This window comes from Rhizobium sp. SYY.PMSO, assembly GCF_046840415.1.
Classification (GTDB): domain Bacteria; phylum Pseudomonadota; class Alphaproteobacteria; order Rhizobiales; family Rhizobiaceae; genus Rhizobium.
The window spans coordinates 3,601,848-3,614,391 of sequence record NZ_CP177349.1 but is presented as its reverse complement, the minus strand read 5'-3'; the positions used below and the strand labels follow the sequence as shown (position 1 = coordinate 3,614,391).

General features: G+C 60.3%; 10 protein-coding genes. 3 read left to right on the top strand and 7 right to left on the bottom strand.

What is annotated here, in order from left to right; all coding sequences use genetic code 11:
• Positions 1 to 82 precede the first annotated feature (82 nt).
• The 5 genes from ACJJVH_RS17485 to ACJJVH_RS17465 form a co-directional block, all read right to left on the bottom strand.
• Positions 83 to 1,312, bottom strand: a complete 1,230-nt coding sequence (locus ACJJVH_RS17485) for an extracellular solute-binding protein (protein ID WP_112801338.1) — start codon at positions 1,310 to 1,312, stop codon at positions 83 to 85.
• A 36-nt stretch (positions 1,313 to 1,348) separates the two neighbouring features.
• Entirely contained in the window at positions 1,349 to 2,206 is an 858-nt protein-coding gene (locus ACJJVH_RS17480) for a carbohydrate ABC transporter permease (RefSeq protein WP_112801340.1), read from the bottom strand.
• Entirely contained in the window at positions 2,203 to 3,090 is an 888-nt protein-coding gene (locus ACJJVH_RS17475; RefSeq protein ID WP_112801342.1) for a carbohydrate ABC transporter permease, read from the bottom strand. The genes ACJJVH_RS17480 and ACJJVH_RS17475 overlap by 4 nt, the downstream gene beginning before the upstream one ends.
• Before the next feature lie 12 nt (positions 3,091 to 3,102).
• The gene (locus tag ACJJVH_RS17470) at positions 3,103 to 4,263 is read right to left on the bottom strand and encodes a Gfo/Idh/MocA family protein (RefSeq protein WP_112801344.1); all 1,161 of its coding nucleotides are present in this window, start codon (positions 4,261 to 4,263) and stop codon (positions 3,103 to 3,105) included.
• A 195-nt stretch (positions 4,264 to 4,458) separates the two neighbouring features.
• Complete coding sequence (locus tag ACJJVH_RS17465) at positions 4,459 to 4,791, bottom strand: hypothetical protein (RefSeq protein WP_113356111.1); 333 nt, start codon at positions 4,789 to 4,791, stop codon at positions 4,459 to 4,461.
• A 259-nt stretch (positions 4,792 to 5,050) separates the two neighbouring features.
• Here ACJJVH_RS17465 and ACJJVH_RS17460 point away from each other — a divergent pair, with 259 nt between their 5' ends.
• Complete coding sequence (locus ACJJVH_RS17460) at positions 5,051 to 5,920, top strand: glycosyltransferase family 25 protein (protein WP_412064433.1); 870 nt, start codon at positions 5,051 to 5,053, stop codon at positions 5,918 to 5,920.
• A gap of 21 nt (positions 5,921 to 5,941) precedes the next feature.
• Here ACJJVH_RS17460 and ACJJVH_RS17455 read toward each other — a convergent pair whose 3' ends face one another.
• Together ACJJVH_RS17455 and ACJJVH_RS17450 are read right to left on the bottom strand one after the other, a co-directional pair.
• On the bottom strand, positions 5,942 to 7,924 hold the full coding sequence (locus tag ACJJVH_RS17455; RefSeq protein WP_113356110.1) for a nucleoside-diphosphate sugar epimerase/dehydratase: 1,983 nt from the start codon (positions 7,922 to 7,924) through the stop codon (positions 5,942 to 5,944).
• Between the two features lie 213 nt (positions 7,925 to 8,137).
• The gene (locus tag ACJJVH_RS17450; RefSeq protein WP_412064432.1) at positions 8,138 to 9,817 is read right to left on the bottom strand and encodes a GumC family protein; all 1,680 of its coding nucleotides are present in this window, start codon (positions 9,815 to 9,817) and stop codon (positions 8,138 to 8,140) included.
• A gap of 196 nt (positions 9,818 to 10,013) precedes the next feature.
• Between ACJJVH_RS17450 and ACJJVH_RS17445 the strand changes: the two genes are divergently transcribed.
• Together ACJJVH_RS17445 and ACJJVH_RS17440 are read left to right on the top strand one after the other, a co-directional pair.
• The gene (locus tag ACJJVH_RS17445; RefSeq protein ID WP_113392647.1) at positions 10,014 to 11,090 is read left to right on the top strand and encodes a glycoside hydrolase family 5 protein; all 1,077 of its coding nucleotides are present in this window, start codon (positions 10,014 to 10,016) and stop codon (positions 11,088 to 11,090) included.
• 89 nt (positions 11,091 to 11,179) lie between these two features.
• A complete protein-coding gene (locus ACJJVH_RS17440) occupies positions 11,180 to 12,415 on the top strand; it encodes a hypothetical protein (RefSeq protein ID WP_412064431.1) in 1,236 nt (411 codons plus the stop codon).
• Positions 12,416 to 12,544 lie beyond the last annotated feature (129 nt).

The window sequence follows — 12,544 nt, the reverse complement described above, 5'->3', positions numbered from 1 at the left end:
TCTGTCTCCGCGCGGCGCCGCCGATGGGCGGGCAGGGCTCCAAAGGCCGCGCGCATGGCGCGCGGCCCGGTGACTTGCAGGCTTATTTATACTGCTCGAGGTCGGCAGCGGCCTTCTTCAGCGCATCCGCCGGCTGAGCCTGGCCAGTGACGACCGACTGGACCATCGCGATCATGACGTTCTGGAAGCCCTTGTAGTCCTTGAAGAGCGGCTCGGGACCACCATAGGCGATGCCGTCGATGAACGGCTTCCAAGAAGGATCCTTCTTGACGAACTCGTCGACCAGCGGAGACGGACGCAAAGGCGTCAGGCCCGCGCCGCCCTGCAGCTCGTATTCGCCCTGCGGGCCGGGAGACGTGATGAACTTGGCGAATTCGATGGCCTTGTCCTCGACGCCGGTGCCCTTGAAGACGGCAAGGCTGTCGGTGATGAGCAGCGTGCCCTGACCCTTGGCGGAGGGGCCGAGGGGCAGCGGAGCGACACCCCAGTCGATCTTCGTTTCCTTCAGGCGAGCGGCGGCGCCGGAGCCGGCCTGGATCATGCCGACCTTGCCATCGAGGAAGATGGCGCGCATTTCGTTCTGCTCGTAAGCCGTCGGTCCCTCGACGGAATAAGGCGTGATGTCCTTGTAGGCCTGAAGAGCGGCCAGCACTTCGGGGCTGTCGAGGACGATCTTGTCGCCGTCGATCACCTTGCCGTTGTTGGTGTAAACCCAGTGCAGGAACTGGTGCATGGTGTTGTCGAAGGTCTTGGCCGACAGACCGTAGCCGGGGATGCCGGTCTTTTCCTTGATCTGCTTGGCGTCGGCGATTTCCTCAGCCCAGGTGGTCGGCGGCTTCTCCGGATCGAGACCGGCCTGCTTGAAGATGTCCTTGTTCCAGTAGAGCGCCTTGGTGGAGAAGGCGATCGGCACGCCCCACTGCTGACCATCGATAGTGACAGTATCGACGATGCCAGGATAATAGGCCTTCTTTTCGTCATCCGTCATCGGGATCTGAACGATCAGGTCGTTGTCAGCGAACTGCTTGAGCGTACGCGAACCGACATAGGCCATGGCGACTGGCGTCCCGGCAGCGGCAAGCGTCGTTGCCTTATCCTGGCACAATTCCCAGCCGACGAGTTCTGGCTTGACCGCCCAACCCGGATTCTTGTCTTCCCACTCTTTGATATATTTCACATGGATCGGGTCGATGCTGTCGCCGCAATAGATCCAGCTGATTTCCTTGTCGGCGGCCTGGGCATTCACGGCGCCAAGCGCGGTGGAGCCGAGCAAAGCAAGGGCGAGAAGCCCCGTCTTGAAATGGAATGTCACGTTTAAGCTCCCGTTCTCTCTGGTGGTTGATTGATTTTATTGCTTCACCGCGCCGGCGGTCAGACCGCTGACGAGATACCGTTGCAGGAAGAAGATCACGACCAGCGCCGGCGCGATGCCGACGAAACTTGCGGCCATGAGTTCGTTCCAGACGACCTCCTGCCGGCCGAAATAGGCAAAGAGCCCGACCGGCAGCGGCATGTATTCCGTCTTCGAATTGAAGGTGAGCGCATAGATGAACTGCTGTGCATATGCCTCGATGAACGAGGAAATCGCGACAACGACAATGCCGGGCATGGCGATCGGCAGGATGACACGACGCAGGGTGTAGAGCTGGCTTGCGCCGTCGACATAGGCGGCTTCATCCAGCTCGCGCGGGATGCGGCGGATATAGGTGTGCAACAGCCAGATTCCGGTGGGGATGATGAAGGCGACGCCCGGTACGATCATGGCGAAATAGGTGTTCAGCACGCCGAAGGACCGCATGAGGCGGAACAGCGGGATGAGCAGCACGGCGCCGGAGAACATCTTCACCGCCAGGAAGGCTCCCAGCAGCGGGCCGGACCCCTTGAACTCGAAGCGCGCAAAGGCATAGGCCGCCGGCACCACCAGGATCAGCACGATGATGGTGATCGAGCCGGAGATCAGGAAGGAGTTGAAGATATACCAGCCGAATCCCGGCACGCTGGTCCACATCGTCCGGTAGGCCGCAAACGATCCGTTTTCGGGAATGAAACGGTAGGGCGACGAGAAAAGCTGGCTGAGCGGCTTCAGCGAGACCAGGAAGCCTTCGATGAAAGGCGCCAGCACGAAGGCCAGGAACAGCAGGATTCCGGCATAGATGCCGACGAGCTCGTACCATTTGTAGCGATGGATCATCGAAGGCTGGCTCATCGCTGCTTGGCTCCCGTGGAAAAGCGGCTGGTCAGGCGGAAATAGGCGAGGCAGAAGAGCGATAGGAAGATGCAGATCAGCACGGCACGGGCCGCGCCCTCGCCGTACTTGTAAGATCCGATCGCCGTCCTATAGGTGTCGATGATCATCGTCGTCGTTTCGCCGTTCGGGCCGCCGCGGGTCAGGATCCAGATGATGTCGAAGGAATTGAACGTCGAGATCAGCGAGAGCATCGACATGGTGACGAGAGAGGGAACGAGCAGTGGCAAGGTGATGCGGCGGAAGCGGTAGAACCGGCCGGCGCCGTCCGTCCAGGCTGCTTCATAAAGATCGTGCGGGACCGCCTGCATGGCCGCCAGCATGTAAAGCGTGACCATCGGCACGCCGATCCAGACGTCGGTGACGATCGTCGCCCAGAAGGCCGAACTGCCATAGGCAAGGAAGGCCACCGGGCCGTCGACGATGCCGAACCGCTGCAGCAGGCCCGAAATCATGCCGAACTGGCCGTTATACATCCAGCCCCACATGAAGATGCCGATCGCCATCGGCACGATCCAGGGCGGCATGGTCAGCACCCGGAACAGCGACCGGCCCGGAACCGCCGAATTCAACAGCGCCGCCCCCAGCGTGCCGATGATCATCTTCAGCGACACGGAAAAGAACGTCCAGATGAAGGTCCGGACGATCACGCCCGCGAAGGTGTCGTTGAAGATCTTGGCGTAGTTCTCCAGGCCGACCCAATTCGTCACCTTCTTCAACGAGGCATCGGTGAAGGACAGGATTATGGTGTCGACCAGCGGGTAGGCGACGATGACGGCGACGTAGAGGATAGCCGGAAAAAGCAGGACCCAGGCGAAGATGACTGTGCTGCGTTGAACACCCATCTGCGCCCCTCCCTAGGCAGCTCTTGAATGAAGCGCTTCGTCGAACTCGTCCCAGATCGGCCGGAGGTCGACGACGGCCCGCTTCATGCGCGCCTCGTCCATCGAGAGCGCCAGAATGCCCGCTTCGAGTGCGTTCAGGGTCGAGACCGGCAGATGCTGGCCCGATTTGACATGAGAGATGATGTCGGCGGCCATTTGCTCGTCGGCGCCGTAGTGCTGCGAAAGCGCCGTTCGCGTCGCATAGGTCTTCTCGATCACCTTCTTGCCCGTGAGCATCTCGTGAACGTTGAAGTAGCCGCGAATGAAATCGCCCTCGGCCATGCCGCGCGAGCCCATGATGGCGAAGCGGCGGAACTGGTCCGGCACATTCAGATTGGTGTGGAAGTTCATGCCGACGCCATTGGCATATTCGACGATCGCCACCTGATAGTCGATGATGTCCCCGTCGCTGTCGAACACCTTGTCCGATCCCATCCAGCCGCTCGGCTTGCGATGAAACAGCTCGAGGTCGTTGATGCCTTCCCTTGCCGGGTCGTTTTCCGGAATGAAGCTCTTGCGGCCGCCGAAGCTTGCGACCCTTTCCGGGCGCGCGCCCACGACGCCATTGTAAAGATCGAGGTCGTGGCAGCATTTCTCCAGCATGAAACTGCCGGAATAATGTTCGTAGCGGCGCCAGTCGCGCATGAAGAAGGCGCCGTGATAGGGCTCGATATGCTCGGCGGCCTCGATGGAAACGACGTGGCCGAGCTTTCCCTCGGCCTGGGCGGCCAAGAGATCGCGATACATCGGCGAGTAGCGCAGCACCAGCCCGACATTGAGGCGCTCATGGCCGAACTTCGCCATGAGACGGGCAAGCTCGATGCTGTCCCTGATCGTCGTGACGATCGGCTTTTCGCAGAAGATCTTGAGGCCCGCCTCAAGCCCGATACGGATATGATCGAGATGCATGTGGTTCGGCGAACCGATCATCAGAAGATCGATCTTCTCGTTGGCAATCAGGTCTTGCGGCGTTGCGTAAGCTTTTCCGGCGGAAATGCCCTGTTCGAGCAAGCCGGGCAGGCCCGCAGGCTCAGGATCGACATATCCGGCAATTTCGAAGCTCTCGTCGATCGCCTTGAAGACATAGCCCAGATATCCCAGACGGAATCCCAGCCCAATGATTCCAACTCGCATGCTTTTGCGTTCCCATTACGTAATTTATTTTCGTAACCTTGGGACAAATTTTCGCATTCGTCAACGACGTTCGCGCGTTTAACCAAAAACATGAAATTTATTTTCAGAACAACGCCCTAACCTGCACGGCTTTAAAGCTGAAACCGCGCAAGTTTTAGGTGTGCTGCCGCTTATTTCGGCAGGCCGCCCGCGGCTTCACCTGTCCGGGCCGTTGTATTGCCAATATTTATAGTTGGGTTTGCGGGTGCTGCTGGAAATGACGCCGTCCTGCTCGCAGACGTAACCGAGACGCGGCAAGCTCCGGTAGAAAAGGCCTTCGCGGAAATAGTCCGCATAAAGGGTCGTCGTGCGGCATTGAAATTTCTCGTCGGCCGCCATTTTAGGCGCCTTCACGCCCGGCAGGTCCTTGTAAGGATAAACGGGAGCGACATATGGCTTGGGAAGAAGCGGATTGTCGGCAAATGCCGCGGCAGGCGCAAGGCACGCAGCGAACAGGGCAGCCATGGCGATTTTCGATCTGGTCCACATGAATTGTGACAATCCTTTGCTCATGCGAACGCGGCAGGAAGATGCCGCCTATTGCGGATATAATAGCGCAAGGGGTACACGCCAATGGCCCCTTCGTCAAAATCGCGCGCAAACGGCGGCGTATGCGTCGTCCGGGACGTGTTCACGCTACATTACACCAAAGAAAATGCTTTTATCGCCGAATGCAACATGGGCGCGCAATCCCGGTTTGCGACAATTCATGAACATGGTATATAGTAGAAAAACATCATCTTAGTCAGTGTCGGCGCGATTTCTGTTTGCAGGAGTAACAGTCATTCTCGAACAGATTAATCGGACCAGTCTCGCTGACCTTGAGATCGCTGGCGACATCACTCAGCAGGTTCGCATTTATGTCATAAACCTCGATCGCTCGCGCGATCGCTGGGAGCGCCTGTGCAGTCAGGCCGTGGAATACGATCTGCACGTTACACGCATTCCCGCCGTCGATGGTCGCGTGGTCGCGGAAGAGGACCGTGTCGATTTTCATCCGCATTCGTTCATCTATCACAACGGCCGCAAGCTTCTGCCCGGAGAATATGGGTGCTACCGCAGCCATCTGCTCGCGCTGGAGCAGTTTGTCGCCAGCGGCGACAGGATGGCGATCATCATGGAAGACGACGTAGAACTTAACGAAAGGCTGATCCCGCGCGCGATCGCGGCAATGGAAAGCGTCCACGGCGCCCGCTTGGTGAAGCTGGTCAACCATCGCCTCGTCGGCTTCAAGGAGATCTGTCAGACCAGTGAAAACGATGTCATCGGCCGCTGTATGCACGGCCCCCAGGGGTCAGCCGCCTGCTACATCGTCAACCGCAAGGCCGCCCGAAAGCTGCTGACGACGCTGAAGCCCATGCTCCTTCCCTATGATGTCGCCCTGGAGCGCGGCTGGTCGACGGGTGTGGAGACGTTCACGACCTTTGAAAATCTTGTCGATTTCAGCCCGCACCGCGCCGACACCACGATCGGCAAGCGCGTACACTACCGGGCCGTCAAGCGGCATTTCCTGTTGCGGCTGACGGCACATTGGTTCCGCACATGCGATCAGCTGCGCCGCTGGCGCTACGCCATCAAGGTCAAGCATGCAACGGCGGCCAAAGCCATAAAGCGCTGACGCCGGCGGCGCGGAAAAGCTCTATAGCTGCGCGACATTGTCGAGGCTCGGCTGATCGACCGTCAGATCGTGCTCGCGCTCGCGGTAGACAAGGTCGACCACCTCGCTGTTCGGCGTATAGCCGGAAACAAGCTTCTGCAACAGGGCTCTGGCTTGAGGAATGTCGTTCTCGTTCAGCGCCGCCTCCAGCGCGGCAAGCCGGTTCGACAGCTCCGCCCAGGGCAGGAAATCTTCCTTGGCCTGCATGATGCGCGGATGGCTTGTCGTTTGCGGATTGTCGCCGATCAGCAATTCCTCGTACAGCTTCTCGCCAGGCCTCAGGCCGGTGATCTCCAGTTCGATATCGCCATCGGGCTCGTCTTCGTCGCGCACGGTCAGGCCGGACAATTCCACCATGCGCCGGGCGAGATCGGCGATACGCACGGGCTCCCCCATATCCAGCAGGAAGACATCGCCGCCGCCGGACATCGCGCCCGCCTGGATCACGAGCTGCGATGCCTCGGGGATAGTCATGAAATAACGGGTGATATCGGGATGCGTCAGCGTGATCGGCCCGCCGTCGCGGATCTGCTGGCGGAACAGCGGTACGACCGAACCCGAAGAGCCGAGCACGTTGCCGAAGCGGACCATGGCGAAATTCGTGCTGCCGGTGCCGGGCTTGCGGTCGGCATCCATGGCCTGCAGCACCATTTCCGCCAGCCGTTTGCTTGCGCCCATGATATTGGTCGGACGCACGGCCTTGTCAGTGCTGATGAGGACGAAATTCTCGACACCGCAATCGCGGGCGGCTTCGGCCGTTATCAACGTTCCCAGCACATTGTTGCGGATGCCTTCGACGGGATTGTACTCGACGAGCGGCACATGCTTGTAGGCGGCGGCATGGTAGACGGTCTTCGGCCGCCATGCCTCCATGATCTGCCGGATCCGCTGGCCGTCGCGCACGGAGGCAAGGAAGGGAATGATGCGAACATCGGCGTGGCCGGCCGAGGCGGCCACCTTCTCCAGCTCCCCGTGAATGGCATAGAGCGCGAATTCGCTCTGTTCGACCAGCAACAGCGAGGACGGCCCGTTCTTGAGGATCTGGCGGCAAAGCTCGCTACCGATCGAGCCGCCGGCGCCCGTCACCATGACGACCTTGCCGCGGATATTCTTCTCGATCAGATCGCGGTCGGGAGCGATCACGTTGCGGCCGAGCAGGTCTTCGATATCCAGTTCGCGCAGATCCGAGACCGCGACGCGCCCCTGGGCGAGCGCCGTCAGATCGGGCATCGTTCGCACGGTAACGCGAGCCTTGCGCATGCTTTCGAGAATTTCATTGCGCCGCTGCCGCGTGGCGTTCGGCAAGGCCAACAGCACGCCCTTGATATCGCCCGAGACCACGAGCGCCGGCAAATCCGCGGGATCGTAGATCGGCAGGCCGCCCATGATGCTGCCGTGCAGATTCCGGTCGTCGTCGAGATAGCCGACGACATTCAGCTCGGCGCTGTTGGCAAGCGCGCCCGCAAGCTGCCGCCCGGAGGCGCCGGCGCCATAGATCAGCACCTTGGCGAGCTGATTGCGGTTCAGGAGCCGCTGATACGCATTTCCGAGCCAGTAGCGCGTCCACATGCGCGACAGGCCGATCGCAATCAGCAACAACAACGGCTGCAAAATGCCGACCGTGCGAGGCACCCCGGGCACGCTGATCGCGGTAAAGATCGTCATGAAGGCGAGGGCATAGATCGCCACCGCCTTGACGACGGTCACGAAGGCCGAAAGACCCGCATATCGGAAAATGGCACGATAGAGGCCGAGGACGATGAAGATCGGTATGGCGAGCAGAAGGGAGACGATGGCGGGCAGCCATTCGACACCTTCGAGAATGACCCAATCGTCAAGGCGCAGGCAATAGGCGAACCAGACGGTGAGCACACAGAGGCTGGCATCGACCAGCAATGCAAGCGCGCGCTTGGTCGGGCGCGGAAGTGCCAGGAACGGCAGAACGAGTTTATCCGCTGGCACCATCCCTCAGCTCCCCCCGGCGTCGGACAGCGCGACAGCATACCGCTTCTCTCGCATAGATTGTCTCACAATGCACCAAAGGCATATGATGATTGCATTACGCTTTCATTAGCATGTTTCAATGATTCCCAGCGCCGATTTACATCTAGAACACTCGGCGCACAATTGCATCATCGATGCTGAAAAAGCTGCGGGCGGGAAAAGGGAAACAAGTGATCACTTGCCGAAATAACCGCGGATGACGGGGTGCCGAAACAGGCCGAGGAGAATCGCAAAGGCCATGCCCAGGCCGGCGCCGAAGATTGCGCCGGCAATCAGGCCGGCCACCATCATCACCTTCCGGCTCGGCCCGTCCGCCTTGAGCGGCGGCTCGGCTTCCGAGATCACACGAATATTGCTCTGCGACAGATCCTGCGCGTCGCTGGCCTGGCCGGACCGCTTCAACAGCGCTTCGTAGACATCTCGGGCGGCGGTTGCCTTGCGCTGAAGCTCGTTCAGGCCGACAAGCTTGCCCGATGTATTGACCTGCGAGGCCTTCTGCACCGCCAGTTCCTTGGCGATATCCTGCTCGGCCTTCTGCGCCTGTTCGTAATCGGCGCGCGCCGACGTCATCTGCCGCTGCAATTCCGCCCGGATTTCTCCGGCAAGGCTTTCCAGCGAGGATCTGGCGGCCAGCAAGCGCGGATGGCGGGCGCCAAGCTGGCTTTGAAGGCTGCCGACATTGGCCGCCAGCGCCGCATATTGCTGCCGCAGGCTGCTCAGCGCGGTCGACGTCGCTCCCGATGTGGGGCTGTTGGAGACGACATCCTCGAAACTGAGTTTGCCGGCCGCCTCGGCGCGGGCTTTCGCCTCGATCGTCTTCTGCTGGGCGGTGACCAGTATGTCGTTCAGGGCGGTCAGCCGCTTGTCGGAGATCAAATTGCCTTCGACAGCGACCATGTCGTTGTCGGCGCGATAGGCTTCGACGGCCTTTTCGGCGGCAAGCACCTGCTGGCGTAAATCCTCGAGGCGCGAATCCAGCGCGGTGTTGCTGCTCTTGTAGCTGTTCGCGGCCGCCTTGCTCTCCTCTTCCATAAAGGAGGTCACAAGCTGGTTGGCAATCCTCGCCGATTTCTGAGCATCGCCGGTCGTCACCTTTGCCGTCACGACGTAGGTGCTGGATTCGCGGGCGATCTGCACGGCTTTCGCAAGAGCCGCCGCCGCAATGTATTTCGCCGCCTCGCCCGTGGCGCCTGCATTGAATTGCGGGTCCTGATCGAGCTTCAATGCATCGACGACGCGGCCGAGCACCTTGCCGGAAGACAGGATCTGGGTCTGGCTGTCGATCATCGTGGTGATCAACTCCGGCGCCGTTGGAGGCTGCTGGGAGGAATCGGCGCCGCCGACAGGACGAGGGTCGAAATAAAGGCTGGTTTCGGCCGTGAATTTCTGCGGTATCAGCGGAACGACGGCGCCACCCAGCGCGGCGCCGATGCCGGCCAGGACGAGAACCACGAGCTTTTTCGACCAAATCGAACGAATGGCGGAGTGAAGATCGAGCAGCGGCATATTCGCCGCCGGTATCGATGCCGGCCGTGCGGTCGCATTCGTCGCGGCAACCGCCGGCTCCACAACCGGGGCAGCGGCGATCACAACCGGCTCCGTCACGGGCTGCGGGATTGCCGCCTCCTCGCGCCCGGATGAGCCCGCAACCGCATCGGTCGCGGAAACCTCCGGACCAGGGTCGGGCATTTCAGGCGATCGGGAGGATACAGCCGGCTCAGCTGCGTCAACGAAGTCGCGCGGGCGCAGGACCGGACTGCGCACGCGCACGCCATCGTGCCGTGGGTCAGACGGCTCGATACCGTGCCAACCCTCAAGTTGGTCCGATCTCTTGCTTCGTTCCATTGAGCTCATGCCAGACTTTCAATGCTTCGCAGGCGAATTCCACGCAGCAGATGTCTTGAGTTTAGAAACGTTTGGCTAACGGAACATTAAGGACGCTCCAAGGAAATCGCGACGCGGGCGCGGGCGCGACCCGTCCCTTCATCATTGCTCAACACCATGATCCCTATGAGAAATGCACATCCGCACGGAAACCCGGGAGCATGCAATGACAGCAAAGAGCACGACAGCGCTACGCCTGCTGCTGGCCGCAGCGGCCATGCTCGCTTTCGCGACGCAGGCGAAAAACGGCCTTGCCGCGCCGCAGCTCTGTTATCGCGGCATCAATCTTTCCGGCGCGGAGTATGGCGATCTCGGCGGCGTCGCCAACGTGAATTATACTTATCCCTCCGAACAGACCGTGCGCTATTTTGCCGGAAAGGGCATGAACGTCGTGCGCCTGCCCTTCCGCTGGGAGCGCCTGCAACCGGTGCTTGGCCAGCCTCTGGACGGCGACGAGCTGAAGCGGCTGAAGGATGCCGTCGATCTCATCCAGAAACACGGCATGGCCGTCGTCCTCGATCCCCACAATTACGGCTACTACGACAAGACCCAGCTCAAGCATGCGCCCGCGACGGATCTGGCTTTCGGGGACTTCTGGGCGCGGCTTGCGGCCGAGTTCTCAAATCGGAAGGGGGTTGCCTTCGGGCTGATGAACGAGCCGCACGACATCAGGACGCCCGATTGGCTGGACCTTGCCAATACCGCCATCCGCAGCATTCGAACCGTCGGCGCTCGCAATCTCATTCTCGTTCCCGGCACGAACTGGACAGGCGCGCATAGCTGGTCCGCCGACGTACTGGGCGGCGCGAACGGAACGGTCATGCTCGGCGTCAACGATCCGATCGGTTTCTACGCCTTCGAATTCCACCAGTATCTCGATGCGGACAGTTCCGGCACCCATCCAGTCTGCGATGGCACCGACAGCGCCAGCAAGGGTCTGAACGACGTCACGGACTGGCTGCGCAAGAATGGAAAGCGCGGGTTTCTGGGCGAATTCGGCGTCGCCGCCAATAGCGGCTGCCTCGACGGGCTCAAGCAGGTTCTGGGCATCATGAACGCCAACAGCGATGTCTGGCTCGGCTGGACCTACTGGGCGGCCGGCGACTGGTGGCCGCCGGAAGAGCCGCTCAACGTGCAGCCGCACAATGGCCGCGACAAGCCGCAGATGAAGGTTCTCGCCGAAGGATTGAGCCGAAAGACCTCGCTGGCGGCATCGTGCGCGCTGGTCAAGCCCGCGAAATGACCGGCCGCAAGCAGCCGGCTCTTTGTCGCGAATCATCGGGCTGATATGCTGCCCGCAGCCAGCGAAGACGTCACGACCCCGGATATCTCATGCAAAGTTCAGGCGAAAAGCAGCCGATCAATTTCGTCATTCTTACGATTTCGCTGCTGGCGGTCTGCTATAATTGCATCCTCGCTTTCATCAATCACAATATCACGCCGCTGACGCCGAACGCCGTCGTGCTGTGCGAGGTGCTGCTCCAGATCGCAAGTTTCAGCTACCTCCTGACGAAAGGAATCTATGAGGAGGATATCGCGCCTCTTTTTTATCTGCTGCTGACGATCGTGCTGACGATCTTCGTCATGGCCATCAACAAGCAGGCCTATATCGACCATCTCCGCAACGTCATGATCATCTTCGCCTTTTCGATCATGGGGCGGCTGGCCAACGAACGCACCGTCAAGCTCACCTTCAAGATCTCCTGTCTTATCGTGCTCGCCGTGCTGATTTGCGAAATCGTGTCGGTGAAAGAATATGTCGCGCTGTTCCATCCGGCCGAATATTTCCAGAACACGCGCGGCGTACCGCCGGCCACCTATAGCGACCTCGGCCTTTTTCGCGGCGCGCTCGGCTTCGAGGGCCGGTTTTCCTTCGGCCTGATCGACCACCGGTCGTCATCCATTTTCCTGGAACAGGTTTCGCTCGCCAATTTCTGCGGCGTGATGGTGCTGTATCTGATCAGCTTTTCCAACCGGCTGAAATTGTTCGACCGGCTGCTGTTCCTGTCGACCGTCATATTGATCCTGCTGACGAACGACACGCGCACGATGCTGATCTTCAGCCTCATCTGCGTTGCCGGCTATTTCATCTATCCCTGGCTCCCGAAGGCGCTGGATCTCCTGACCATGCCCGTGATCATCGTCGCCGGCTTCGTCATTCACGCCCTCAAGCCGACGGTGACGGGCGATAATTTCGTCGGGCGCATCAACGGCACGGTGAAGGCTTTTCTCGGCATGGACCTGCAAAGCACCATCGGCCTGCAGCTCGATCAGGTGGGCATCTTCTTCGACAGCGGATACGTCTACATCATATATGGCGCGACCATCTTCGGCCTGATCCTGTTCTGGCTTTACGCCTCGCTCTATCCGGGCGGCGAGACCGTCAACCAGCGGCGTCTCGGCCATGCGCTCTCCCTCTTCCTGTTCCTGAACCTGATGATCGGCTCTACCGCCATCTTCTCCATGAAGACGGCGGGGCTCGTCTGGCTTCTGGTCGGCTTCCTGAAATTCCACGACGGCGCCCAGGCAAAGCAACCGGCGAAGCTTGCCCTGGTCGCCACCGGCTGAGGCGGGGATGCGCTGTCGGAAGGCGCAATGGGAACGGCTTTTTCCTCGCATCCTGCCTAAATATCCATCGCAACATGGCCGGGGGGAGGGATTTCCCGGACCTCCGATTTCATCTAAGCAGGCGGCATC